At 53.1% G+C, this 24,400-nt stretch carries 24 protein-coding genes; 13 read left to right on the top strand and 11 right to left on the bottom strand.

What is annotated here, in order from left to right:
- The first annotated feature begins 46 nt into the window (after window positions 1-46).
- Window positions 47-760 (top strand): SDR family NAD(P)-dependent oxidoreductase, encoded by a 714-nt coding sequence (locus tag D467_RS0115770; RefSeq protein ID WP_018918503.1) that lies wholly within the window; start codon window positions 47-49, stop codon window positions 758-760.
- Between the two features lie 20 nt (window positions 761-780).
- On the opposite strand, the gene D467_RS0115765 is transcribed toward D467_RS0115770, so the two are convergent.
- The 4 genes from D467_RS0115765 to D467_RS0115750 all read right to left on the bottom strand — a co-directional run bounded on the left by D467_RS0115765 (window position 781) and on the right by D467_RS0115750 (window position 5,171).
- Window positions 781-2,004 carry a CaiB/BaiF CoA transferase family protein gene (locus D467_RS0115765; RefSeq protein WP_018918502.1) on the bottom strand — a complete coding sequence of 408 codons (1,224 nt, stop codon included), beginning with the start codon at window positions 2,002-2,004 and terminating at the stop codon, window positions 781-783.
- 73 nt (window positions 2,005-2,077) lie between these two features.
- Window positions 2,078-3,565 (bottom strand): tripartite tricarboxylate transporter permease, encoded by a 1,488-nt coding sequence (locus tag D467_RS0115760; RefSeq protein WP_018918501.1) that lies wholly within the window; start codon window positions 3,563-3,565, stop codon window positions 2,078-2,080.
- Window positions 3,566-3,598: 33 nt separating this feature from the next.
- Complete coding sequence (locus D467_RS0115755) at window positions 3,599-4,099, bottom strand: tripartite tricarboxylate transporter TctB family protein (protein WP_018918500.1); 501 nt, start codon at window positions 4,097-4,099, stop codon at window positions 3,599-3,601.
- An 85-nt stretch (window positions 4,100-4,184) separates the two neighbouring features.
- Window positions 4,185-5,171 (bottom strand): Bug family tripartite tricarboxylate transporter substrate binding protein, encoded by a 987-nt coding sequence (locus tag D467_RS0115750; RefSeq protein WP_018918499.1) that lies wholly within the window; start codon window positions 5,169-5,171, stop codon window positions 4,185-4,187.
- A gap of 261 nt (window positions 5,172-5,432) precedes the next feature.
- On the opposite strand from D467_RS0115750, the gene D467_RS0115745 reads away from it, so the two are divergent.
- Window positions 5,433-6,212: an IclR family transcriptional regulator domain-containing protein gene (locus D467_RS0115745; RefSeq protein WP_018918498.1), complete on the top strand. Its 780-nt coding sequence runs from the start codon at window positions 5,433-5,435 to the stop codon at window positions 6,210-6,212.
- 53 nt (window positions 6,213-6,265) lie between these two features.
- On the opposite strand, the gene aroQ is transcribed toward D467_RS0115745, so the two are convergent.
- Entirely contained in the window at window positions 6,266-6,718 is a 453-nt protein-coding gene (gene aroQ / locus D467_RS0115740) for a type II 3-dehydroquinate dehydratase (protein ID WP_018918497.1), read from the bottom strand.
- Window positions 6,719-6,816: 98 nt separating this feature from the next.
- Between aroQ and D467_RS0115735 the strand changes: the two genes are divergently transcribed.
- Together D467_RS0115735 and D467_RS0115730 are read left to right on the top strand one after the other, a co-directional pair.
- The gene (locus D467_RS0115735) at window positions 6,817-7,671 is read left to right on the top strand and encodes a DUF72 domain-containing protein (RefSeq protein WP_018918496.1); all 855 of its coding nucleotides are present in this window, start codon (window positions 6,817-6,819) and stop codon (window positions 7,669-7,671) included.
- A 149-nt stretch (window positions 7,672-7,820) separates the two neighbouring features.
- On the top strand, window positions 7,821-9,164 hold the full coding sequence (locus D467_RS0115730; RefSeq protein WP_018918495.1) for a sodium-dependent transporter: 1,344 nt from the start codon (window positions 7,821-7,823) through the stop codon (window positions 9,162-9,164).
- Window positions 9,165-9,234: 70 nt separating this feature from the next.
- Here D467_RS0115730 and D467_RS0115725 read toward each other — a convergent pair whose 3' ends face one another.
- A complete protein-coding gene (locus D467_RS0115725; protein WP_018918494.1) occupies window positions 9,235-9,453 on the bottom strand; it encodes a PA3496 family putative envelope integrity protein in 219 nt (72 codons plus the stop codon).
- A 273-nt stretch (window positions 9,454-9,726) separates the two neighbouring features.
- Here D467_RS0115725 and hexR point away from each other — a divergent pair, with 273 nt between their 5' ends.
- From hexR to D467_RS0115710, 3 genes are all read left to right on the top strand, one after another.
- Window positions 9,727-10,581, top strand: a complete 855-nt coding sequence (hexR, locus tag D467_RS0115720; protein WP_018918493.1) for a transcriptional regulator HexR — start codon at window positions 9,727-9,729, stop codon at window positions 10,579-10,581.
- Window positions 10,582-10,665: 84 nt separating this feature from the next.
- Window positions 10,666-12,864 (top strand): DNA helicase II, encoded by a 2,199-nt coding sequence (gene uvrD, locus D467_RS0115715; protein WP_018918492.1) that lies wholly within the window; start codon window positions 10,666-10,668, stop codon window positions 12,862-12,864.
- Between the two features lie 127 nt (window positions 12,865-12,991).
- The gene (locus tag D467_RS0115710) at window positions 12,992-14,080 is read left to right on the top strand and encodes a TRAP transporter substrate-binding protein (RefSeq protein ID WP_018918491.1); all 1,089 of its coding nucleotides are present in this window, start codon (window positions 12,992-12,994) and stop codon (window positions 14,078-14,080) included.
- 114 nt (window positions 14,081-14,194) lie between these two features.
- On the opposite strand, the gene D467_RS0115705 is transcribed toward D467_RS0115710, so the two are convergent.
- Window positions 14,195-14,608 (bottom strand): acyl-CoA thioesterase, encoded by a 414-nt coding sequence (locus D467_RS0115705; RefSeq protein ID WP_018918490.1) that lies wholly within the window; start codon window positions 14,606-14,608, stop codon window positions 14,195-14,197.
- A gap of 84 nt (window positions 14,609-14,692) precedes the next feature.
- On the opposite strand from D467_RS0115705, the gene D467_RS0115700 reads away from it, so the two are divergent.
- From D467_RS0115700 to cysZ, 6 genes are all read left to right on the top strand, one after another.
- On the top strand, window positions 14,693-15,643 hold the full coding sequence (locus tag D467_RS0115700) for a substrate-binding domain-containing protein (protein WP_018918489.1): 951 nt from the start codon (window positions 14,693-14,695) through the stop codon (window positions 15,641-15,643).
- Between the two features lie 98 nt (window positions 15,644-15,741).
- Entirely contained in the window at window positions 15,742-16,857 is a 1,116-nt protein-coding gene (locus D467_RS0115695; RefSeq protein WP_018918488.1) for an ABC transporter permease subunit, read from the top strand.
- Window positions 16,857-18,266: a phosphate ABC transporter permease PstA gene (pstA, locus tag D467_RS0115690; RefSeq protein WP_018918487.1), complete on the top strand. Its 1,410-nt coding sequence runs from the start codon at window positions 16,857-16,859 to the stop codon at window positions 18,264-18,266. The genes D467_RS0115695 and pstA overlap by 1 nt, the downstream gene beginning before the upstream one ends.
- Entirely contained in the window at window positions 18,260-19,075 is an 816-nt protein-coding gene (gene pstB / locus D467_RS0115685) for a phosphate ABC transporter ATP-binding protein PstB (protein WP_018918486.1), read from the top strand. The genes pstA and pstB overlap by 7 nt, the downstream gene beginning before the upstream one ends.
- Before the next feature lie 44 nt (window positions 19,076-19,119).
- Complete coding sequence (gene phoU / locus D467_RS0115680) at window positions 19,120-19,845, top strand: phosphate signaling complex protein PhoU (RefSeq protein ID WP_018918485.1); 726 nt, start codon at window positions 19,120-19,122, stop codon at window positions 19,843-19,845.
- Between the two features lie 77 nt (window positions 19,846-19,922).
- A complete protein-coding gene (cysZ, locus tag D467_RS0115675; RefSeq protein ID WP_018918484.1) occupies window positions 19,923-20,663 on the top strand; it encodes a sulfate transporter CysZ in 741 nt (246 codons plus the stop codon).
- A gap of 124 nt (window positions 20,664-20,787) precedes the next feature.
- Here the strand turns inward: cysZ and D467_RS19330 are convergent, their stop codons facing one another.
- From D467_RS19330 to phoB, 4 genes are all read right to left on the bottom strand, one after another.
- Window positions 20,788-21,105: a hypothetical protein gene (locus D467_RS19330; protein ID WP_018918483.1), complete on the bottom strand. Its 318-nt coding sequence runs from the start codon at window positions 21,103-21,105 to the stop codon at window positions 20,788-20,790.
- A 604-nt stretch (window positions 21,106-21,709) separates the two neighbouring features.
- A complete protein-coding gene (locus D467_RS0115665; protein ID WP_018918482.1) occupies window positions 21,710-22,084 on the bottom strand; it encodes a hypothetical protein in 375 nt (124 codons plus the stop codon).
- A 307-nt stretch (window positions 22,085-22,391) separates the two neighbouring features.
- The gene (gene phoR / locus D467_RS0115660; RefSeq protein WP_018918481.1) at window positions 22,392-23,684 is read right to left on the bottom strand and encodes a phosphate regulon sensor histidine kinase PhoR; all 1,293 of its coding nucleotides are present in this window, start codon (window positions 23,682-23,684) and stop codon (window positions 22,392-22,394) included.
- Between the two features lie 2 nt (window positions 23,685-23,686).
- Window positions 23,687-24,376 (bottom strand): phosphate regulon transcriptional regulator PhoB, encoded by a 690-nt coding sequence (gene phoB / locus D467_RS0115655; protein WP_018918480.1) that lies wholly within the window; start codon window positions 24,374-24,376, stop codon window positions 23,687-23,689.
- Window positions 24,377-24,400 lie beyond the last annotated feature (24 nt).

Here is a 24,400-nt window from a genome sequence, read left to right as displayed (position 1 = left end):
TTGATTAGCACTACAGATTTTAACGTTCACTTTAAAGGGAGACCATATGTCAACGCCGTATGCGGTAGTAACCGGAGGCGCTCGCAATATTGGGCAGGCCATTTCTGAGCGCCTTCAACAAGACGGCTATCGCGTGATCGTCCTTGATATCGTGGAGCCTACGATAGCTTCGCTTAAAGAAGATGCATACCAAGTTGATCTATCAGATATAGACGCACTAAAAGCGGTATTGGACTCAATAAATGAGAAATATACCATCAGCTGTCTGGTAAACAATGTGGGTATTGTGGCGCCTGCCCTACTCGATGACACCCGCCTTGAAGATTTTGACCGCTTGATGCATCTCAACGTGCGTCCGGCATTGATATGCACCCAGGCACTATTGCCAAGCCTGCGGGCCAGCAAGAATGGGCGTATCGTATTTAACGCAAGCCGAGTGGTCTTGGGTAAGGAAGCACGAACGCTCTATAGTGCGACTAAGGGAGCGGTACAATCAATGGCCAGAACCTGGGCGCTTGAACTTGCCCAGGATAGTATTACGGTCAACTGCGTTGCGCCTGGGCCTATTGCTACTTCGGCCTTTTGGGATAACAATCCGCCAGACTCTGAACGGGCCAAACGTATTATCGATAATATTCCGTTACAGCGCATGGGCGAGCCAGAAGACGTAGCTAACGCAGTGAGCTTCTTTTGCGACCCACGCAGCAGTTTTGTCACCGGGCAAACGCTCTTTGTATGTGGCGGCGTTACGGTAGGCTAACACCGCCCTATCATCCTTAATTAAATCGCTTGATGAAGGCGTAACGTTTCTATTTCTTCAGGCGTTTTATTTAATACGTTAGTTAATACATCAACGGTATCTTCACCTAACGACGGCGGCGCTTTTTGGTACTCAAGCTTTGTTTTTGAGTATTTGATGGGGTTAGCGACGCCTGGTACCTTGCCATAGGAAGACACCTGTTCGATTTGCATGCCTCGTGCCTGAACTTGAGGATCTTCAAAAACCTGGTCGATACTCTGGATCGGACCACAGGGAACCGCAATATCAGCCAGTAACATGATCCATTCCTGGCTGGTGCGTTGGCGAGTGATATCCACCAGCAGGGGAATAAGCTCTAGGCGATGCTTTACCCGCATCGGATTGGTGCTAAAGCGCACATCGGTCGCTAATTCAGGCTGGCCCACTGCTTGGCAAAAGCGTTGAAACTGACCGTCGTTACCGATAGCGATAATGACTTTCTCACCTTCTGCGGTCGGAAAAGGCTGGTAGGGCACCAGATTAGGGTGGTATTCACCGGTACGTTTAGGAATGTTACCGCTGCAGAAGTAATTAAGCGCCTGGTTGGCAAGCCAACTGACCTGTACATCCAATAGCGCCATGTCAATGTACTGCCCTTCACCGGTTTGATGGCGATGATGCAAAGCGCCCAAAATAGCAATGACCGCGTTCATCCCCGTCGTCAAATCAGAAACTGCCATACCTACCCGCTGCGGGCCTGCGCCCGGCGCCCCATCAGGCACGCCGGTGATACTCATTAACCCGGCCTGGGCCTGAATGAGATAATCGTAGCCCGCCATATGCGCCATCGGTCCTGTCTGGCCGAAACCAGTGATGGAGCAGTAAATCAGCGCAGGGTTAATAGCTTCCAGGCTTGGATAATCCAATCCCTTATTAGCCAGCCCGCCGCTTTTGAAATTTTCGACCAATATATCACTGTCAGCTGCCAGCTCCCGAATGAGCGCCTGCCCTTCCGGTAAACTGATATCCACCGTGATGGAGTGTTTGCCACGATTCGCCGACAGATAATAAGCCGACTGACCTGAGGATTGCCCCGCGCTGTCGCATAGCCAAGGGGGCCCCCAGTGCCGCGTATCGTCACCTAATACCGGGCGCTCGACCTTGATAACCTCAGCGCCCATATCGGCTAATATTTGTGTACACCAGGGTCCAGCCATTACCCGGCTTAAGTCGAGTACACGCAATCCCGTTAACGGCCCTGGCATAACACACTCCTACTTATTATTAATCCACACTATCAGCGAAGCTAATCTACGTTATGAGAAAGCGCAGGCGTCATTAGTTACTTATAAGCTTTGCGTTCCGGTCCTTGAAAAAGCGGAATATCGCAAAGGCAATGGACCCAAATGTAATGGCAATAAAGAACCAGGTAATTGGGCCACGAACAAAAATCGACATATCGCCGTTACTGATTAAAAGCGAGCGTCTCAAGTTGTCTTCAAACATGGGTCCTAGAATAAAGCCGATCAGAAATGGAGCGGCCGGAATGCCCGTGCGGTTAAACAGATAGCCCACCACGCCAAATGCCAGCATGAGCCATATATCAAACGTCATATTATTGACTGCGTAAGCACCGTAGACGCAGAACATCAGGACGATAGGGAAAAGGATCGACTTTGGAATATCTGCGATTAGCGAGAAATACTTGATGGCCGCGTTGCCGACCACCAGCAGTATTAACGAGCTGAACATGATGCCTAGAAACAGCGCATAGATGAGCGACAGATTCTCCTGGAACATGATTGGGCCAGGCGTAAGGCCATGTACCATAAAGGCGCCCAAAATAATCGCCGTAATCACGTCCCCGGGGATACCCAGTGAAAGCAGCGGAATCAAGGTTGCCCCTGCCACGCCGTTGTTACCAGCTTCAGCGGCAGCCACACCTTCAACTTCCCCTTTACCAAAATTAGCTTTATTGGGGGAACGGCGACGGGCATCACTATAGGAAATGAACGCCGCAGCGGTGGCTCCGGTACCCGGAATAGCACCGATAATCACACCGATTAAACTTCCTCGGACAATACTTTTCATGCACCGCTTGAGTTCGGCCAGGGTCATGCCCACGCCGCTGGCTTTAGCTTTAATATGCGGTATTGCCTTTTTCCTATAGAACTCGATGATTTCAGGTATGGCAAACAGACCAATCAATAATGGAATAAATGAAATTGAATCCATTAAATTATAATTACCAAACGTTAAGCGCTGTGAACCAAATACCGAGTCAAGACCTACCAGAGACAGCAAAATACCCAGCAAAGCTGCTAAAAGCCCTTTAACCATAGAACCACTGGCTAAAGAAATAATAATGGTCAGTGAGAAACAGATTAACCAAAAGAACTCTGGTGCGCCGAAGTTAAGGGCTATTTTCGCCAAGTAAGCAGCGAAAAATATCAGTGCAATATTGGAAATAAAATCGGCAATAACGGATGAGAAAAGCGCTGCTTTTAAAGCTTTTTTAGCATTCCCTTGCTGGGCCATGGGGTAGCCATCCAGCAACGTGCATGCCGATGCAGGAGAGCCTGGGGTGCGTATCAGGATTGCCGTGATTGAACCACCATACATTCCCCCTTTATAGATACCTACCAACAGGAGAATAGCGGCCACAGGCTGCATTGAGAACGTAAACGGCAGTGCAAGCGCCACCGCCATTGTAGCTGTAAGGCCGGGTATTGAGCCTACCGTAACACCAATAACGACGCCTAATGCGATCGCTATAAAATTATCAATACTTAAAAATAACTGTAAAACTTCAGTAAGGTTTTCCATATGTCACCAAGGCTGCACGCTGACGAGAAATAGTTAATAAGGCATCAAAGGAAGAGGTACATTCATCACATTGACAAATAACAGCGTTACGCCAACCGGAAATGCCAGCGCAAAACCATAAGCCCACCATACGCGCACGGGATGAGCCAGGAATAAAAGAACCGTTGCCAATATACCGGTTAAAATAGCGCCTAATGTCTCAAATAAGAGTACGTAAACCAAAAACGCTATAAGCATGATAATAAAACGCCGGTAAGGGCCTTTAACTATTTTTCGCTCGTCATTTTCAGTATCGCTTGAGACTAAAATGCCTTGAAGAATCAATAGAACCGAAAAGGCTAATATAAGCCAGCTAACGATATTGGGAAGCCATCTAGGCGACATCATGGGGTTTTGTAATATAGATGGCTCCCCAATATAGTTAGGCACCAAATAGAAAGCCAATACTAAAGAGATCAGTAGCAATACGACCCCGGTAATAACGTCTAAGGTATCTTTAATTTGTTTCACGTTGCTTAAACCGGAAGATGACATGGCAGCCTCCCCAAGAGGACAAGCTAAAGAAAGCAAAGAAGGCGAAGGTTAGTTTCAACCTTCGCCTTCTTATTTCATGGTGTCGTTATTGACTAATACCCGCCTGCTGAGCGACTTCTTCCCAACGTGCAAGGTCATCAATCACAAACTGTTTAAACTCTTCACCTTCTACCTGACCTGGTTGAGCACCCAGCTGCTCTGCGAAGTCGAGGAACTCCTGGCGCTCCATAACTTCGTCCAGTGCTGCCTGCATGGCTTCATAGCCTTCCTCGGGAAAGGAATTGTGCGCAATCAAGCCAAACCAAGCGGTGGTAACAAACTGGTCAAGGTTGTGCTCGCCGATTTCAGACAGCGTGGGGACTTCTGGCAGATAAGGCGAGCGCTCTGCCGACGTAACGGCCAGGGCGCGCAAGTCACCAGACTTAATATGTGAATACACGGTTGGCATATTTTCAAAGGAAACGTCGACATCACCGCCCAGCAGGGCTGGTAAAGCCGCACCGCTACCCGCAAAAGGAACCGCGGTCATCTGTGAGCCGGTAAGCGTTTTAAACAGCTCACCCGACATGTGAATCGAGCTGCCTACACCGCTATGGCTGAACGCCATGTTCTTGTCCTGTGCGGCTTCAATGAACTCCACAACCGATTGGTAAGGGCTGCTTGCAGGCACTACCATCACGTTGGGAATATCGATGACATTTTGGATGAAGACAAAATCTTCGACCGGGTCGTAAGCAAGATCAGGGTAAATTGCAGCACCAATGGTATGGCCCGGTGATGCCATTAAAAGCGTATGATCAGCATCACGCCCGCCGCGGGCTAGGCGGCCAGTGCCGATGGTAGAGCCTGCACCAGGACGGTTCTCGACAATGACGTTGGTGTCCAAAGCGTCCTTGAGCAAATCAGCGACACGACGTGACAGCACGTCTGTGGTGCCACCCGGCGCGTAAGGCACGACCAGACGGACATCACCCGTAGGCCACTCAGCGGCGCTGGCAGTTGAAATCGAAGCAGCAAGTAGCAACGCACCGCTGCAGGCAGCTATACATGTGGCGCTAAAAATTTTTTTCATTGTATTAAATTCCTATGATTACTTAATTTTTGTTCGCGATACGTACATGTATTCGCACCACATACAAAGAGACTACTTCGTTCTGACCTATACACAAAACACAACTTTAGTAGTACCCAACCAAAAGTAGTGCGCAAAGTGGTACCGATAGCCCTGCGTAAAAACGAAAACGCCCGCCCCTTGTTCGCATAACGAACATTATTACGATAAAGTATCGCTACTGATTAATACAAAGCATTGGCAGAATGGATAGGAAAAACTATGCATGAAGATATTCTGGGTCCCGAGAGTCGGGATTTTGTCACAGCGCTTGCCAGCGGGTTAGAGGTAATCCGTGCCTTTGACTCTGAGCATCCTCGCATGACCCTGAGCGAAGTAGCGACACGAACAGGAATGAATCGAGCAAAAGCAAGGCGCTTTCTGCTGACACTTCATTCACTAGGATATGTACGTAAACAGCATCGTTATTTTGAGTTAGCACCACGCGTGCTGCACCTTGGCTATGCTTTTCTATCTGCCAATAATTATCGCGGTGTCATACAACAGTACTTGGAAGATATTACAAATGAAATTGGCGAGTCTTCTTCCTTGGGTGTGTTAGATGGCGAGGATGTTATTTACGTGGCGCGTTCAGCTGCAAAGCATCGCTTGATGGCGATTACGCTTTCGGTGGGTACCCGACTGCCAGCAGCGCATACTTCGTTGGGTCGTATACTGCTCGCTCAACTCGACAATGAGGAGCTGGAAAGCTACTTATCCAAGGTTGATTTAACAAGATATACCGATAAAACAATTACTGATATCGATGAGTTAAGAAACCAGATAATAGTGGCTAGGCAGCAGGGTTATGCCGTCGCAGACCAGGAGCTTGATCCAGGTTTACGCTCTTTAGCGGTGCCCGCATACGACGCCAAGCATCACTTGATAGGTGCGATTAACGTCAGTACCAATGCCGCTAGAGTGGATATGGATACGCTATTAGGTGTTTATCTGCCCATCATGCAAAAGAAAGCTGCTCAAATACGCTTAAACGTTAATTAATAGTTATTTATTTGATGGCTCCACGCCGGTTTATCCGTTATGGAGCCAGCGGCTTAATCAATTTTTAGAGTAGCCACGATAGCGTTTAAAGCAGCCTGATAGCCCAAGCTTCCTAAACCGGCAATAACGCCGTCAGCACGCTGAGATATATAGGAGTGGTGACGGAACGCCTCGCGTTTATGAATATTGGAAAGGTGGACCTCAATTACTTTCCCATCAAATGTATTCAAAGCATCCAATAGCGCTACTGACGTATGCGAGTAGGCCGCAGGGTTAATAATAATCGCCAGCGTACCGTCTAATCGAGCGGCGTGGATGGCATCAATGAGCTCCCCTACATGGTTACTCTGCAATGCCGCAAGCTCCCACTGAGCCATTAACGCCTGGGTGCGTAAACGGTTGATGATGTCATCAAGCGTTTCCTTACCGTAGATTTCCGGCTGACGAGTGCCAAGCAAATTAAGATTAGGCCCATTGAGTACTAATACACGCGGTGTAGTCGTCATGCAGTTTCCTTGTCTACCGGTTAGTTATTCGTCACGTCAAAGCATTTAACCCATGCTACATTAGTACGCTTTATAAATGCATCAAGGTTAGTGGCCCCATGACCCTTCCTCTCTACCTTGGCCTGCCGATGTGGGCGAATCAGGACTGGCAAGGCAGCCTTTATGCTCGCCACGCCAAGAGTGATCTGCTGAGCGACTATGCCAGCGTGTTCTCAAGCGTAGAGGGCAATACGACGTTTTATAGCGGCGCGCCGAAAGCGGAGACGATTGCCGCCTGGGCTCGCCAGGCACCTGCTCACTTTCGTTTCTGCTTTAAACTGCCGGCAAGCGTTACTCACGATCAGCGGTTGACCAATCTCGACGATGTGTGGGGTTTTCTAACCGCGTTGACGCCGCTTCATGACCGGTTGGGTCCTACCATGGTTCAATTACCGCGTGACTTTGGCCCTAACGAACTTCCTCAACTAGAAGCGTTATTAAAGGGCTGGCCCGGGCATTTACCATGTGCCGTCGAGGTCCGTCACCCCGACTTTTTCCACAAAGGCGCGGCTGAAAAAGCCCTTAACCAATTGTTGATAACTTATTGTGCCAATCGGGTGATGCTGGACGTGCGGCCGGTCTTTTCTACACCGGCTAATGGCCACTTGGGCCTTGCTCATGCCCAACAGGAAAAGCCGAAACTCCCGCTACACGTGCTTTCCACAGGTAATTTTCCGGTCATTCGCTTTATTGGCCATATTGACAAAACGATTAATACGGGCTACTTCGCGCCTTGGAAAGCCCAGCTAAAGCTGTGGATAAGTCAGGGGAAAACCCCTTTCTTATTTGTGCATACTGCCGACAACCTCGAGTCCCCTGACATGGCCCGAACGCTCTACAATGCGCTGGGCGAACTCACCTGCCTGCCACCGCTTAATGCCTTTCCCGGCGAGACGCAAAACCAACTGTTTTAACCTAATGTTAATTTAACCTAACTGGCACGGGCCCTCCTGATCGGATAAATTGCGCATACTTTCGATAAGCGAGAGGGTTGGGCTTATCGAACATGCGTAAATGGGGCGCATAGCGGCTTATTACAATTTAACTAACTAGTAGGTGATGTATGGCAAAGCTTGCACATGCACAATGGTCATCTCGTATGGGCTTTGTGCTGGCTGCCGCAGGATCGGCAGTAGGCTTGGGGAACATCTGGCGCTTCTCTTATATGACAGGCGAAAGTGGCGGTGCCGCCTTCGTGCTTGTCTATCTGGCGTGTGTCACGCTGGTAGGTCTGCCGATTTTGGTAGCGGAATGGATGATTGGCCGTCGCGGCCAGAAGAATCCAATCAACACCATGGCCGACCTGGCAAACAGCCACGGGCGCTCTCGGGCTTGGGCAACCATTGGTATCAGCGGCGTTCTGGCCGCGTTTCTGATTCTGTCCTTCTACAGCGTCATCGGCGGTTGGTCGCTGAACTATACGCTAGGTTCGGTGATCGGTACGTTTAACGGCCAGGACGCCGATGCGGTTGGCGCTATCTTTACTAATTTGCTGGGCAGTCCTACAACGCTACTGCTCTGGCATAGCGCGTTCATGGTGCTGGTAGTGGGTATCGTGGCACGCGGTGTGACCAAGGGGCTTGAGGCAGCGTCACGTATTCTGATGCCTGCGCTGGTGGTGCTGCTGTTAGTTCTGGTCGGCTACGGCATGGCCAGTGGCTACTTCGGTGAAGCGCTGAGCTTTATGTTCAGCCCTGACTGGGAAGCGCTAGACGGTGGTGTTGTACTGGCGGCGATGGGCCAGGCTTTCTTCACGCTCTCGCTGGGTATGGGCATCATGATGGCGTATGGCTCTTACCTTGGTGAAGACGTCAACCTGATCAGCACTGCCCGTACCGTTATTATCCTCGATACGGCCATCGCCCTGCTCGCGGGTCTGGCAATCTTCCCGATCGTATTCGCCAATGGCTTAAGCGCCAGTGAAGGTCCAGGACTGATTTTCGTAACGCTGCCCCTTGCCTTCGGCAATATGTCGGGCGGCACGATTTTAGGCTTGATGTTCTTCCTGCTGCTGACATTTGCCGCGCTGACGTCGGCTATTTCGCTGCTTGAGCCAGTAGTTGAAACGCTGGAAGAGCGCACCCCGTTAAGCCGCACAGGATCAACGCTGGTAAGCGGTATTGCGGTGTGGGTATTGGGCGTGGCGGCGCTGCTGTCGTTTAACGTATGGTCCGATGTACTGCTCTTCGGCCTCAATATCTTCGACTTCCTCGACACCTTCACCAGCAAAATCTTGCTGCCGTTGACGGGTCTGGGCGCGATCATCTTCTTCTCGATCTGCCTGGATAAAGAAGAAGCGCGCAAGGAGCTGCGTTTGGATATCTACGATTTCACGCTGTGGAATCTACTCGCCAAATACGTGGCGCCACTCGGCGTGATCGTCGTCTTCCTGACGGGTCTCATTTAAGTAAACTAAAATGGCGTGCCCCGCCAAACGGTGGGGCCGCACGCTAGTCAATAGCTAACGATCTATCAAGCTAGTGCAATTCGCCTTCTTGCCGCTCATCTTCTTCCGGCAGGGGGGCGATATCCCGATACAGTTTCTGAAATTCCCGATGTAGCTCAATCCCTCGACGCGCTCGTAAGTTGCGTTGAGCGGCACTCCGTTGACGCTGAGCATGTTCATCCACCTCCATGCTCATAAAAATATCCAGCAGTTCGCTCTTAACCGAGGTGATTCGTTCGACGTTTCTCATAATCGACGTGCCTCCAGGTGAATATGCCTTCGTCCACCTGCATCCGTGACGACTGTTAAATGATGCAGTGCGGCACTTCACTTCTTACTATACCTTACTTGACAAAATGATGACGAAAGTTGACGAATTTGCTTAACGCCATTTAAACGCACGGCTAAGTCGGCGTTTCATTGCCCATTTATGCCGTCACTCAGGCATACTGTCGAAAATGCTGTTTAATACAGCAAAGCGCATGTAGTGAGATCAGCGCACTGGATAACCGAGGAGCTAAATGTGAGTCGCGCCCTGTTCGATGAGATGAGACGCCGCATGGAGCACTTTCGTCGCTCCGAACAAAAGGTAGCGCGGTTTGTTCTGCGTAATCCTGATGAGGTCATCCATATGCGGATTGTGGACCTCGCGACGGAAGCAGGCGTCAGCGAACCCACCGTGGTGCGCTTCTGCCGCGCCCTGGGCTGTAACGGCTTTCAGGATTTCAAGCTGCAGTTAGCGCAAATGCTGGCCTCCGGCAGCCAGTTTGCTCAGTTCTCGATGAACGATAGCGACTCCGTCGCTGAATTTTCCCACAGCATTTTCGACTCCACCGTCGGCACGCTGCTTTCTGTGCGTGACCGGCTGGATAACGACGCCTTGGGCCGCGCGGTGAATGCGCTGGCCATGGCCAATCGGGTCGAGTTTTACGGTTTTGGCGCCTCAGGCGCAGTCGCTTTTGATGCCCAGCACAAGTTTTTCCGTTTGCAGATATCCACCTCCGCCTACGCTGACCCGCATATGCAGAATATGTCGGCCGTGACCCTTAAAGAGGGCGACGTGGTGGTGGCCATTTCACAAACGGGGCGCACCAAAGCGCTGGTGGCCAGCGTGCGTCTGGCCCGCGAAGCGGGTGCCACGGTGATTGGGCTATGCCCCAGCGGTTCGCCCTTGGCGGAAGAAGTTAGTCTGCCTCTGTATATCGACGTTCATGAAGATACCGAAATCTACACGCCGCTGAGTTCGCGGATTGCCCACCTGGTGTTGATCGATGTACTAGCCGTGGGGGTTGCCAAAACCCGTGGGCCCAAACTGGCTGAACAGCTTAAAGCCGTGAAGAAAAGCCTGAATACGCTGCGCTACCCCGAAGACAACTAATTTTTGTCGCCGACGCCTGTATACACAGCCAGTGTGTTTGCTGTGCTAAACTAGGCGCCCATTTTCGATCCGGCAGCGGCTTTTATGGACGACGTCACGGCGATACTCGATCAGCTCAACACCGCTCAGCGTGAGGCAGTCAGTGCCCCGCAGGGTAACCTTCTCGTGCTGGCCGGTGCCGGTTCCGGTAAAACCCGCGTACTGGTGCACCGGATCGCCTGGCTGATGCATGCAGAAGGCTTATCGCCCTACGCGCTGCTGGCGGTCACCTTTACCAACAAAGCCGCCCGCGAAATGCGCACGCGCCTTGAAGCGCTGCAGGGCATTTCGTTACGCCATGTCTGGGTGGGCACGTTCCACTCGATTGCCCACCGCCTGCTGCGGACTCACTGGCAGGATGCGCGGCTTCCGCAAAACTTCCAGATTATCGATTCCGATGACCAGCTTCGCCTGGTCAAGCGCCTGCTTAAAGATTACTCCATCGACGATGAGCGCTTCCCGCCGCGTCAGGTGCAGGGGTTTATCAGCGGCTGCAAGGAAGAAGGCCTGCGCCCACATCAGGTCAATGTGGATGGCGATGCCTATCTGGCCCAGATGGTCGAGCTTTACGAGCGCTACCAGCTGACCTGCGAGCGCGGCGGCCTGGTGGATTTCGGCGAGCTGCTGCTAAGAAGCCTGGAGCTTCTGCGCGATAATCCAGCGCTTTTAAACCACTACCGTGAGCGCTTTGGCCACGTGCTGGTGGATGAGTTTCAGGATACCAATACGCTGCAGTACGCCTGGCTCAAACTGCTCACCGGCATGCAGACCCCCATGACCGCCGTCGGCGACGATGATCAGTCCATCTACGGCTGGCGCGGGGCCAAGGTCGAAAATATTCGCCGCTTTGAAGAAGAGTTTCCGGAAACCCATACGGTACGCCTTGAGCAGAACTACCGCTCGACCAGCGCCATTCTGGATGCCGCCAATGCGCTGATCAGTCATAACAGCGAGCGGCTGGGTAAAAACCTATGGACCGACGGCGTCGAAGGCGAGCCCATTTCGGTATACGCCGGATTTAACGATCTGGAAGAAGCGCGCTATATCGTCGATACCATCAAGGAAAAGGTCGACGAAGGCTTCAACCGGCGCGATATCGCGATTCTTTACCGCTCCAACGCCCAGTCGCGGCTATTGGAAGAAACCCTGATCCGCCAGGGGATGCCCTACCGTATTTACGGCGGACACCGCTTCTATGAGCGCCTGGAAATCAAGAACGCCCTGGCCTACCTACGCCTGCTGCTCAACCGCGATGACGACGCTTCACTGGAGCGTGTTATCAACGTACCCACGCGCGGTATTGGCACCCGCACCGTCGAAATCCTGCGCCACCGCGCCCGGCTCGGGAGCGTCTCGCTGTGGCAGGCGCTGCACGACGCGTTAGGCGATGGCACGCTGAAAGGCCGCGCGGGCAACGCCGTGCAGAACTTCGCCAACCTGATAGAACAGCTCGACAACGATGCCGCGGGCCTTACGCTTTACGAGATTATCGACCACGTCAACGAGCACACCGGGCTGATTGAGCACCATAAAAGCGAGCGCGGCGAAAAAGGCCAAGCACGGGTCGAAAACCTTGAAGAACTGGTGACCGCCGCCCGCGCCTTTACCCAGGGCGATGCGTTTGAAATGCCGGAGGCGGGTGAAGGCATGGCCGCGCTTGAAGCCTTTCTTTCCGAAGCGGCGCTTAATGCGGGCGACCATGAGGCCGAGGAGTTCGAAGATAGTGTGCAGCTGATGACGCTTCACTCAGCCAAGGGTCTGGAGTTTCCGGTAGTATTTATTGCCGGCGTCGAAGAGGGGCTGTTCCCACATAAAATGTCGATTGAAGAGCCAGGGCGGCTCGAAGAGGAGCGCAGGCTTTGCTACGTGGGCGTTACCCGCGCCATGCAAAAGCTTTACCTGACCCATGCGGAAACCCGTCGCATGCACGGCAAAGAAGTCTTCCCCCGCCCCTCACGCTTTTTGCGCGAACTACCCCCGCATCTGCTGGAAGAGGTCCGCTTACGCGGACATATTTCGCGCCCGGTGACGGCGGCGCGCACAAGCTTTGCTCAGCAGCGTGTTGAAGGCGATGGCGACCTGCCGACCCTGCATGTGGGTCAGCGCGTAGGCCACCCGGTATTTGGCGAAGGGGTGATTCTTAACGCCGAGGGCGAAGGCGCCCGCGCACGCGTACAGGTCAGCTTTGAGGGTGTTGGCGTTAAATGGCTAGTGCTGGGGTTTGCCAAACTAATCCCGCTATAGCGCGCGCATTAAGGGAAATGAATCGGCAGGTTGCCCAATAAAACCGGATTAGCGCATACTGACGAGCGGAAACTTGCGCTCACGTGCAATTACACAAAAATCATACTTTCTCGGAGTTAAGCCCGCCATGCAACGCCGCCAATTCCTGAAAACCGCCGGCCTGGGTGCCGCCGGTGTCGCCGCCGCACCTTTCGTAACCAGCGCCCACGCGCAAGAGACCTATACCTGGGACATGGTTACGTCCTGGCCGAAAAACTTCCCAGCGCTGGGTACCGGTGCTAACGATTTTGCCAAGCGCGTCGAGCAGCTTTCCAACGGCCGTATGCAGATTCGCGTTCACGGTGCAGGCGAGCTGGTGCCCGCCCTGGAAGTGTTTGATGCGGTTGCCGCCGGAACGGCTGAAATCGGCCACTCCACGCCTTATTACTGGCGCGGCAAGCTAGCCGCTTCACAGTTCTTTACGGCCGTGCCTTTCGGCATGACCACCACCGAGATGAATGCGTGGCTGTATCACGGTGGTGGCCAGGAGCTGTGGGATGAGATTTATGCCAAGCATAATCTCAAACCGTTTGCCGTGGGCAACACAGGCCCCCAGATGGCGGGCTGGTTCAAAAAAGAGATCAACTCGCTAGCCGATATGCAGGGGCTTAAACTACGCCTGCCAGGCCTTGCCGGTGAAGCCATGAACGGCATTGGTGTCAGCACCGTTAACATGCCGGGGTCTGAGATTTTCACTTCGCTGCAAACCGGCGTGCTGGATGCTGCCGACTGGGTAGGGCCTTACAACGATATGGCGTTTGGTCTGCATCAGGTCGCCGACTACTACTACACCACGGTGTGGAACGAGCCAACGGCTACCGTCGAGACCATGATCAACCTGGATGCCTGGAACGCCCTGCCGGAAGATCTCCAGGACGTTATCCGCGAAGCAGCACGCGCCTCCAACCTGGCCATGTACACCGAGTTCGCCTTCCGCAACGCCCAAGCACTTGAAACACTGGTGGATGAGCACGGTGTTGAGCTGCGCGAGTTCCCTGAAGATGTGATCCAGGCCCTTTATGAGTCATCGCAGCAAGTGATTCAGAATCAGGTCGAAAACGACGAAGACTCACGTCGCGTTTATGAGTCCTACTCTGCCTTCCAGAAGGTTATTCGTCCGTTCAGTGATATCGGCGAATATGCCTACCTGAAAGGCCGCGATGAAGTGGGCGGCTAAGCGTTATCGACTGATGACGTTTGGATAAAAACCTTTGCATGAACCAGGGGCGCTTCGGCGCCCCTGATCGTTAGGACGGCTGATGGTTAAAACGGATAATAGCTAGACAGAATATCAGCTGTGAACGGCGCGAATACGCCCATTGTCGTCCAGTGCCACCATCACGAATCGCGCTTCGGTCACCTTTTGGCGCTCTTCAAGACGTCGTCCCAGAGGCGGGCGCACCCAGACTTCCACATCAATTTTAAGCGAGCTGTGGCCAATCTCTTTTACCTGGGTATAAATACTCACCATCGAGCCAACGCGTACCGGGCTTAAAAAATCCATCGACTCAATCGCCACTGTCGATGTTCGCCCGCCAGCTTCACGCCCTGCCGCCAGTTCTGCCGCCTGATCCATATGATTGACCAGCCACCCGCCCGAAATATCGCCGTAAAGGTTGGTATCCTGTCGAGAAGCCAGTAATTTTAGGGTGAGCTGTCCTTGAGGCGCGGGGACATCGTCCAGGTCGGTTTCTAAAAGTGTCATTAGTTGGTCGCTTAATAAGGTTATTGTTGTGCTATTGCTGCATTGCAATATAAAAACGCTAGTTAATCATAAGAGGAAACACGTTTGAAGCGTATCGGTTTATCGTCGGGCAAGAAGCCGCGTCTGCGTTTAACGCTCGCCATGGCGCTAATGCTATGCGCATCAGCGGTCTGGGGGCAACCTCAACCGATTAGCGGCACGCTGGGCGTTATTGGCTCTGACACCATGGCCGGGCTAATGTTGCGCTGGGGCGAGTCACTCACCGCCCGCTACCCTGAGGTTAACTTGCAGTTTCAAGCCACGGGGTCGGCCAGCGTACCGCCCGCATTAACGGCAGGTACTACCCGACTGGGGCTTATGTCACGCCCAATGTATGCTGGCGAACGTCAGGCGTTTATCGACCGCTATGGCTATCCGCCGCTGGAACTCAGAGTGGCGAAAGACGCACTGATTCTGGTCGTGCACCGGCATAACCCGTTAGGAGCCATCACGCGTAAGCAGGCCGACGCTATTTTCTCTACGGACCAGGCGTGTGGCGCCGAAGCTCCAATAAGACGCTGGGACGAATTGGCCACCACACGTGACTGGCCGTATGGAAGCATCGCCCTGCATGGACGTAATTTAGCCTCGGGCACCCACGGGTTATTTCAGGCCGAAGTGCTTTGCGGCGGCAATTTCAGGCCCGATATCAGCGAGCATCCTGGCTCCTCAGCGGTGGTTGCCTCGGTGGGAGAATCCCCCAACGCCATGGGCTATGCAGGCTATAACCACCTGACGCCCATGGTTCATGCGCTAAGCCTGATTACTCAGGAAGGCGCTGAAATTGCGCCTAGCGAGCAGGCCATTCAGCGCAGCGAGTACCCGCTATCGCGCGACCTGTACCTGTACGTTAATTTACCGCCCGGCGATTCGCTACCTCCGGCTGATCAAGCACTACTAGCACTTATTTTATCCGAGGAAGGCCAGCGCATTGCCCGCGCAGCGGGGTTTGTGCCGCTTCCCGATGACGATATAGATGCTCAGCGTACCTGGTAGGTAACTATCATCTAATTGTCATAAAAATGACTTAGAGTAAGGAGAATTCACCATGCAAACCCTCTTCATGACGGCCCCGGCTCTCTTATGATGTTGATATGACCCCACCTCGCGCTGCTGTTTCTCGCCAGCCGCTACGCCAGTTAAAAAACCGTATAGCCACCGGTCTGATTACTGCCGGCGGCATTGGTGTATTGCTGGCGATTTTGGCGATCGGCGTGTTTCTCATTTGGGAAACGTTGCCTCTGCTGGCATGGGATCAAACGTTTGCCTTCAGCAAACTCTCGCCGCTGGCCTGGGGAACGTTAAAAGCCGCTCTGGCTGCCATGCTATTTGCCCTGCCGATAGCCCTGGGAGCCGCGATGTATTCGGCTCTATTTATGTCGGCTCGCCTACGCAGCCGCGTTAAGCCAGCGCTTGAAATGATGGAAGCGATACCCGGCGTGGTGGTGGGGTTTATTGCCGGTTTAGTGCTTGCCCCCTGGGTAGAGCGTCATCTGGCCAGCACCCTGGCGCTGTTAATCTGGTTACCTATCAGCGCGGGCTTGGCAGGTGTTCTCTGGCACATGGCCGCATCGCGCTGGCGTAAGTGGCTGCCCCTTTCATGGGCTGGCCTGTGGCTTTTGCCCTGGCTCGTGTGCATGGTGCTTTTGGCGCTGTGGTTTGCGCCCCTGCTCGAGCAGTTTTTGTTAGGCGGTGACTTGCGCCGCCTGCTTGAGCAGCATTGGGGAATGGATTATGCCACCCGCAACGCGCTGATTGTGGGCATCGCCATGGGATTTGCCGTCATACCCAGCATCTACGCCCTGGCGGAGGATGCTTTAGCCGATGTGCCGACCAGTTTAATGGAGGGTGCCCAAGCACTGGGCGCCAGCCGCTGGCAGGCGCTCTGGAAAGTTGCCTTACCGGCCGCAGGCCCCGGCATTTTCTCAGCGGTAATGATTGGGGCGGGGCGTGCTGTCGGGGAAACCATGATTGTGCTGATGGCCAGCGGCAACATGGCGTTGTTGAGTGTCAGCCCTTTTGAAGGCATGCGCTCCATGGCGGCTGCCATTGCCATTGAGCTTCCCGAAGCCTCGCCCGGCGGGCTTACCTACCACCATTTGATACTTGCTGCTCTGGTGCTGTTTATCTTTACGTTTTTGGTTAATACCCTGGCTGAGGTAGTCCGTTCACGCATGCGACGCCGTTATCATAAAGCGGGGCGCCATTAATGAGCCGCTTCTCAGATACGCCTCGCCGACGCCTGATGGACGCACTCTGGCCATGGTTATGTGCCGCTAGCGTCGCTTTATCACTTTTAATGTTAGCGGCCTTGTTAGCGCTTTTGGTGGTACGCGGATTAGGTCATTTTTGGCCCGCCACGCTTGAAGAAATTACCCTGCGCTCAGGCGATAGCGTCGCAGGGCAGCCGACCCGCGAGGCCCCGCTTCCCCAGGCAGACGGCTTTGAGCGGCTTTATTTTACGGCTAACCGCGATATCGACGGGGCCAGCTGGCGCTGGGTAAATCTGGACGACATCGCCTCACGCAGCACACCAAGCGACCTGATTCGCCTGGAGCGTAACCCGTGGGGTGATTTTATCGGCCGCTTAGCCGGTGTGGAAACGGGCGGGCAGTTGCTCCGTGAAGACCAGGCATGGCGTTATCTAACTCAGGCGCTCGCCCTGCCCCAGGCGGAACGGCCTGATGCCGAGCTTCTGCTGGTAACCTCCGATGGTCAGACGCTGCGTCAACCGCTGAGCAATTTCAGCCAGGCGCTGGCGCCTAACGCCATGTCCTGGTGGCAGAAAATACATACCTGGAGCCGTAACGTCTGGCAGTTCTTGAGCCAGGGTCCGCGTGCCGCCAATACGGGCGGTGGTGTCTGGCCAGCTATTTTTGGCACCGTACTGATGGTCATTTTAATGTCAGTGATCGTGACCCCTTTTGGGGTGCTGGCGGCCATCTATCTCAATGAAATCGCTCATCAGAACCGTTTAACCCGCCTGGTGCGTATTGGGGTACGCAACCTGGCCGGCGTACCGTCGATTGTGTACGGCGTTTTTGGCCTGGGCGTTTTCGTATACGGTATTGGCGGCACGCTCGATAGCTGGTTTTTCAGCGATACGTTGCCCTCTCCTACCTTTGGCACCGGCGGCCTGTTGTGGGCATCTTTAACCCTGGCATTGTTAACGCTACCGGTCGTGATTGTGGCGACCGAAGAGGGGCTGGCACGTATTCCTGATGCCCAGCGAGAAGGGGCGGTGGCGCTAGGCGCCACGCGCCTGGAAATGCTGGTGCGCATTGTGCTGCCCATGGCCATACCCGCCATGCTGACCGGGGTTATCCTCGCGGTTGCCCGTGCGGCCGGCGAAGTGGCGCCGCTGATGCTTGTGGGCGTCGCCAAACTGGCCCCACAAATGCCCGTGGACGGTGAATTCCCTTATTTACATCTAGAGCGCAAGTTCATGCATCTTGGCTATCATCTATTTGATACCGCCTTTCATGGCGAGGATGTGCAGGCCGCGATACCACTGGTGTACGCCACGGCACTTCTTTTAGTGCTCATTGTGCTGGTGCTTAATCTAACTGCCATATTTCTGCGTCATTATTTCAGGCGCCAACGAGGAAGCGAATGCTAGCGTCATTAGATTCAGCCACTGCCTCTCAGGCGCCGGTGACGCACTTTTCGTCCGAACACTGCGCCCTGAGCATCGACCAGTTTAACCTCACTTATGCGGGGAAATCGGCCCTGCGTGACTTAACGCTGAGCGTACCGCGCCACCGGGTAACGGCATTTATTGGTCCGTCAGGCTGTGGTAAGTCCACCCTGCTGCGCGCCATTAACCGGCTGCACGATCTTAATGAGAGCGTAGCGCATAGTGGGCATATTCAGCTTGAAGGGCAGGATATCTACGCCCCGCAGATGAACGTGACCGAGCTGCGCCGCCGGGTGGGGATGGTGTTTCAAACCCCTAACCCGTTTCCCATGTCGATTTATGAAAACGTGGCCTTTGGCTTGCGTTTACAACACCGCCTGCCCAAACGGCAGCGTGATGACATCATCGAGTGGGCACTTACCTCAGCGGCGCTGTGGGACGAGGTAAAAGATCGTCTGCACCGTTCAGCGTGGCAGCTTTCAGGCGGCCAGCAGCAGCGTTTGGTGATCGCCCGGACGCTAGCCGTCCAGCCCGATGTGCTGCTACTCGATGAGCCAGCATCAGCGCTTGATCCGATTTCAACGCTAAAGATCGAGGAATTGATCCGTAATCTTAAATCGCAGCTTACGCTTGTTCTTGTAACCCACAATATGCAGCAGGCCGCCCGGGTATCCGACTACACCGCTTTTTTACACAATGGCGAACTTGTTGAGTATGGCCCTACCGATCAAGTCTTCACTAACCCGCGCTTACAACGCACCGAAAACTACATCACTGGCCGCATGACTTGAAAACAATAGTCCAGGCCTAACCGACCCTATCGCAGGAGTGCTCAATGGATATTACGAGCGATACCCACAGCCAGCATATCTCACGCCAGTTCAACCAAGAGCTGGAAGAGTTGAAAACCCACCTGATGACCATGGGCGGGCTGGTGGAAAAGCAGGTGCAAGACGCCGTCCACGCGTTGCTTGAAGGTGACACCCGCTTAGCTGAAAAAGTGCGTGACAACGATCGCCAGGTTAACGATCTGCAGTTGCAAATCGATGAAGAGTGCACCCGCGTATTGGCACGCCGTCAGCCGGCAGCGTCGGATTTACGCTTGGTGCTCGCCGTGATCCGCGCGACCTCGGACCTTGAGCGTATCGGCGATGAGGCGAGTAAAATTGCCCGCAATGCGCTACTGCTCAGCGAAAACAGCAGCCCGGTTCGTGGGTTGATCGAGGTTCGTCATATCAGCGAGCACGTACGCAAAATGCTGCGCGATGCACTGACAGCCTTTGCCCGTTTCGATACCGACCTGGCCATGCAGGTTGTGCGCGAAGACGAGTCGGTCGATGATGAGTACGGCAGTGCTATGCGCTCGCTAATGACCTTCATGATGGAAGATTCACGCTCGATTAGCTCAATACTCAGCATTATGTGGGTACTGCGCGCACTGGAGCGCGTTGGTGACCATGCCGACAACCTGGCGGAGTACGTGGTGTATCTCGTCAAAGGGCTCGATATTCGCCATAGCGACCTGGGCACCGTCGATCAGAAGGTAACGAAAAAGCCTTGACCCCCGAGGCATTTCCTCTTGCAATACGTCTGGGCTGACACCAGCCTGGACGTCTGCGTTTATGAGGAATGAGTGACATGTTGGATGCGATAACAGCGCTTAAGCAGGGCACGCGCCTGGTCTATCAAAAGGGTCTGCGGCGATATATTTTCCTGCCTATCCTCGTCAATATCCTTGTTTATGGCGCCATGTTAGGCGTTGTGGTCAATCGCTTTTCCGGCTGGCTGGATCACTGGATGAGCTTGGTACCTACCTGGCTTGACTGGCTCTCCTGGCTGATCTGGCCGCTTTTCATGATTAGCTTGCTCGCCGTGGTGTTCTTTACCTTTACCTTGATCACTCACCTTATCGCGGCGCCTTTTTACGGCTTTCTAGCGGCGAAAGTGGAAATTCAGGCCACTGGAAGAGTACCGCTGGATGATCGTGGCCTGGCAAAAACGGCTATTGATGCCATAGGCCGCGAATTGATTAAGCTGGGCTATATCGCTCCGCGCGCCATTGCACTGTTTATTGTCAGCTGGATTCCGGGACTGAATCTTTTTGCGCCTCTGCTATGGGGGCTATTTTCAGCATGGGTAATGGCCATTACCTATTTAGACTATCCCATGGATAATAATAAGGTCGCCTTCAAGGATATGCGTCAACGTCTTTCCAAGCGCTGGTGGCAAAGCCTTAGTTATGGCGGCTTGATAACCCTGATCACCTGGATACCGCTGGCCAATCTCTTTTTGATTCCAGGCGCAGTGGCAGGCGCCGTATTGATGTGGGACCAACACTACCGCACGGCTCGCGAACTGACGTACCAAGGCCCTGCATAGCCAAGTGGTTAGTTCTGAAACGCAAAAACCCCGCGTGAGCGGGGTTTTTTATGCTTACTAATTTTTTCTTACTACCTTTATTGCTTACTACCCTAGGCTTTTATTAACTTAGGGTAGAAAAGGCTTACCAATCAGTGCTGTCGCCTTCGTCGCGCGTCAAATCAGACGCTTTGTACGAGTTAGTGTTTTGACGATCACTCTCTTGATGGCTAGTCGGCGTGTAGTTAGTGTTCATACGATCGCGGTCACCGTGGTTCAGCTCGTTCGCAGAGTAAGTGGCTGACTCAGACGTACGGGTGGACTCCGACTGGTGAGAGATCTCACCGACAGCGCGATCTTTGTTTAACTCGATAGAGCTATGCGCAAATGCCAACGGGCTTGCGATAAGGCCCAAAGAAACACTGAAGATACCTACTTTTTTTACCATTGCTTTAAATAACATGACTTACTCCTGATAACATGAATACCGCTTATAGGGTTGATAGCTAATGCCTAGCTAATCATCTAACGGCTATCGCTCTCATCTATTTTATTGCATCAAAGATGCCAACAATGTCATATACAAATATTAGTTTTAAATATCAGTCATATGCTCAACAAACATTGCACACCAAACACCGCTGCACAAATAGATAGCACGCTAATATGTTGCGCAATACTGACACATGCGTCTTTGTTATTCAACCAAAGTGGCACACTGTGTAGTCGCATGGCATTTGGTTCTAAAAAAACTAAGTGATTAGCCCATCACAACCAGACTGGCAGTTATCTAAAACGTCAAAACAGAGCAACAAATTTCATTTTCAACACAATATTTTTTCCCACAAAAGATTAGACCCCGCCGTGGCAGGGTCTTGATCTTGTACCTATGGACAATATCTAACGCTAGCTTCCTATCCTTTTGCGGGACTCCAACCTTGGAATTTACCCTGACTAACGTTCTGATTGTCGCTTGATTCATTCCTTGAATCAGTGGTCATCCATGCAGTGGGAAATCCTTATCCCGTGCTAGCTCATCCTGAGCGCCTATAAAATCATTACAACTCTTACTGTTCAGTGGTGACTGAACTGTTCTCTTTAGGTAAATCGTCAGACTCAAAAGAGGTATCGCCACCCGAGGTTTCGCCAGTCGGGCCAGAGCCCATTGCGTCATTCTCGGTATGAGTGCCAGAGTGCGTGGAACCCATTGCGCCATCGTTATGCGCTGCGTTATCGCCTTCTTCGTGAATCAGATCGTTTTGATCGTAGTCAGACGAGCCTGCTTGTGAAGAACCGTGTGATTGAGATTCAACCGGCTGCTCATCTGGAGAAATATTACCGCTTGGGTTAGCTGGCTCTTGAGCAAACGCAAAAGGGCTTGCCATCAGACCGAACGTTACACCTAAAATACCAGCTTTCTTGAGTAGTTCCTTGGACATCATATTCCGTCTCCTAGATCGCTGTTTGATACCGCATAATTTCAAGGAAGCGCCATCCTGGCTTACCATTTCCTGCGGTAGTCTTCCTTGCCCAGTATATTGCAGAACTGATGCCAAAAATGCCAATAAAAAAAATATTTGTTAAAAAACAATTATTTATTTAAAAAATGATGTGCCAGAATAGCTTTTGCTTCACCGACTTAACCGGTCATATACTGGCTAAAAATGGCACATGAGTAACCTTTGACCATAGTTATCTGACAGCGTGACACATTTGTACAAGTATTGTTAAAAGGCAGGGAAACTGGCTTTAAAGTGCGGCTAATCGAACGGCGGGGAAAACACAGCGGAATAGAGAACCTTCTCCAGGATGTGACTCGACTTGAAGCTGGGCATCGTGGCGCAGCAATACGTGCTTGACGATGGCAAGTCCTAGCCCCGTGCCGCCCGTGGTGGTACTACGGCCTTTATCAACGCGATAAAAACGCTCGGTTAGCCGGGGGATATGCACGGGATCGATTCCCTGGCCATTATCCTCGACTTCTATGCAGGCATCGCCGTTCGACAGCGCCATCCAGCGCAGGGTAATCTGGCTGCCTGGCGGCGTATAGCGCACGCCATTAAAGGCCAGGTTAGAAATGGCGCTACGGATTTCCTGTTCGCTACCTATCAGCCCCGCATCGTTTTCAATCTCGACACGCACGCTATGCTGGTGGTGCGATAGAGCGAGTGCATCCTGACAAACGCTATTCAGAAGGCGCTCAATAGATAGCGGCTGATGATCTTCGCCACCCTGATCAATCTCCAAGCGCGATAACAGCAGCAGGTCATTTACCAGATTCTGCATACGCTGGGCCTGTTCCTGCATCTTCTCAATGCCCCGGCCTAAGCGGGGCGGAAGCTGGTCGGCCAGGTCGCCATAGGTTTCCAGATAGCCCAAAAGAACGGTCAACGGGGTGCGCAGTTCGTGGGAAACATTAGCGACGAAATCGCGGCGCATTTGCTCAAGACGATGTAAGCGGGTGATATCCCGCGCCATGACCAAGCGCTCATCGTCACCGTAGAGAGTAATCTGGTATTGCAGGACGCTACGCTCATCAATCGGCGAGGTCAGGGTTAACGGCTCGCTATAGTTGCGTGCATTGAAGTAGCTGATAAAGTCCGGATCACGCAGTAGATTGGTAATGTGCTGACCACGATCATGCGCCGTCTGCAGGCCCAGCATCTTCGTTGCGGCGCTGTTCCACCACTCAAGATCGCCGTGCCGGTCAAGCATGACTACGCTGTCACGCATGGCCTCAGAGGATTCCTGAATACGTGCCAGCGTCGCCCGTAATCGTCCCTGGGTGATACGCTGGCTTTTTTGATAGCGATAAAGACGATCAAGCAGATCCCCCCACATGCCACTGGCTGCGGGCGGTTCATTATGCGGATTGAGGGTGAGCCACTGAAACAGCACGCGTAGCTGACGTAGATGGTAGAACAGGCAGACGGCCAATCCGGCCGATAACCCCAGCCCTGCCGAACCCAATAGCCATCCCAGGCAAACCCCAATGGTCGCTAACCAGGCAATGCGCCACAGTTCACGGCTCCACAGGCGCACGATTAGACCCGGGCAGAGAAGCGATAACCGGTACCCCGTACCGTCTGGATCAGGTTCTGATGCACTTCGCCCAATGCTTTACGCAAGCGCCGTATATGGACATCCACGGTGCGCTCCTCAACGTAGACATTGCCGCCCCACACCTGATCCAGCAGCTGGCTGCGTGTGTAAGCCCGCTCCTGATGGGTCATAAAGAACTGCAGCAGGCGGTATTCGGTAGGCCCCATTTCAAGCGCCTTACCGTGAGCGCTAACGCGGTGGCTAACCGGATCCAGCAGCAGTCCGTTAATTTCGATCGGGTCTTCCACGCCGCGTGGCGTGGCGCGACGCAGTACGGCTTTCAGGCGTGCTACCAGCTCGCGCGGTGAAAAAGGTTTGGTAATGTAATCATCCGCACCCGATTCAAGCCCCTGAATCTTATTATCCTCTTCGCCTTTGGCGGTGAGCATAATAATGGGCAGTTCAGCCGTCGCTTCTTCACGCTTCAAGCGCCTTGCCAGCTCAATACCGCTGGTGCCCGGCATCATCCAATCAAGCAGTAGCAAATCGGGCTGATGATCAACCACCAGCGCGTGGGCATCCTGGGCGTTATCCGCTTCAAGCACGCGATAGTCCGCCATTTCCAGCGCTACGGCGATCATCTCGCGAATAGACGCTTCATCATCGACAATCAAAACGGTCTTGGCGGTCATCCCAGGGCCTCACGGTGTTCAAAG

Origin of the sequence: Vreelandella zhanjiangensis DSM 21076 (assembly GCF_000377665.1) — a bacterium.
Lineage (GTDB): Bacteria > Pseudomonadota > Gammaproteobacteria > Pseudomonadales > Halomonadaceae > Vreelandella > Vreelandella zhanjiangensis.
The sequence above is the reverse complement of the archived record's forward strand: the minus strand, read 5'-3'. Positions and strand labels throughout refer to the sequence as shown.

Excerpts from the sequence above, each read along its gene's own strand:
- phoU (WP_018918485.1), top strand. The coding sequence starts at position 19,120 with ATGGATATTACGAGCGATACCCACAGCCAGCATATCTCACGCCAGTTC.
- cysZ (WP_018918484.1), top strand. The coding sequence starts at position 19,923 with ATGTTGGATGCGATAACAGCGCTTAAGCAGGGCACGCGCCTGGTCTAT.
- D467_RS0115725 (WP_018918494.1), bottom strand. The coding sequence starts at position 9,453 with ATGAGAAACGTCGAACGAATCACCTCGGTTAAGAGCGAACTGCTGGAT.
- D467_RS0115735 (WP_018918496.1), top strand. The coding sequence starts at position 6,817 with ATGACCCTTCCTCTCTACCTTGGCCTGCCGATGTGGGCGAATCAGGAC.
- D467_RS19330 (WP_018918483.1), bottom strand. The coding sequence starts at position 21,105 with ATGTTATTTAAAGCAATGGTAAAAAAAGTAGGTATCTTCAGTGTTTCT.
- D467_RS0115765 (WP_018918502.1), bottom strand. The coding sequence starts at position 2,004 with ATGCCAGGGCCGTTAACGGGATTGCGTGTACTCGACTTAAGCCGGGTA.
- pstA (WP_018918487.1), top strand. The coding sequence starts at position 16,857 with ATGAGCCGCTTCTCAGATACGCCTCGCCGACGCCTGATGGACGCACTC.
- phoB (WP_018918480.1), bottom strand. The coding sequence starts at position 24,376 with ATGACCGCCAAGACCGTTTTGATTGTCGATGATGAAGCGTCTATTCGC.
- D467_RS0115770 (WP_018918503.1), top strand. The coding sequence starts at position 47 with ATGTCAACGCCGTATGCGGTAGTAACCGGAGGCGCTCGCAATATTGGG.
- pstB (WP_018918486.1), top strand. The coding sequence starts at position 18,260 with ATGCTAGCGTCATTAGATTCAGCCACTGCCTCTCAGGCGCCGGTGACG.
- D467_RS0115695 (WP_018918488.1), top strand. The coding sequence starts at position 15,742 with ATGACCCCACCTCGCGCTGCTGTTTCTCGCCAGCCGCTACGCCAGTTA.
- D467_RS0115745 (WP_018918498.1), top strand. The coding sequence starts at position 5,433 with ATGCATGAAGATATTCTGGGTCCCGAGAGTCGGGATTTTGTCACAGCG.
- D467_RS0115730 (WP_018918495.1), top strand. The coding sequence starts at position 7,821 with ATGGCAAAGCTTGCACATGCACAATGGTCATCTCGTATGGGCTTTGTG.
- D467_RS0115705 (WP_018918490.1), bottom strand. The coding sequence starts at position 14,608 with ATGACACTTTTAGAAACCGACCTGGACGATGTCCCCGCGCCTCAAGGA.
- D467_RS0115710 (WP_018918491.1), top strand. The coding sequence starts at position 12,992 with ATGCAACGCCGCCAATTCCTGAAAACCGCCGGCCTGGGTGCCGCCGGT.
- D467_RS0115755 (WP_018918500.1), bottom strand. The coding sequence starts at position 4,099 with ATGTCATCTTCCGGTTTAAGCAACGTGAAACAAATTAAAGATACCTTA.
- aroQ (WP_018918497.1), bottom strand. The coding sequence starts at position 6,718 with ATGACGACTACACCGCGTGTATTAGTACTCAATGGGCCTAATCTTAAT.
- D467_RS0115750 (WP_018918499.1), bottom strand. The coding sequence starts at position 5,171 with ATGAAAAAAATTTTTAGCGCCACATGTATAGCTGCCTGCAGCGGTGCG.
- D467_RS0115665 (WP_018918482.1), bottom strand. The coding sequence starts at position 22,084 with ATGATGTCCAAGGAACTACTCAAGAAAGCTGGTATTTTAGGTGTAACG.
- uvrD (WP_018918492.1), top strand. The coding sequence starts at position 10,666 with ATGGACGACGTCACGGCGATACTCGATCAGCTCAACACCGCTCAGCGT.
- D467_RS0115760 (WP_018918501.1), bottom strand. The coding sequence starts at position 3,565 with ATGGAAAACCTTACTGAAGTTTTACAGTTATTTTTAAGTATTGATAAT.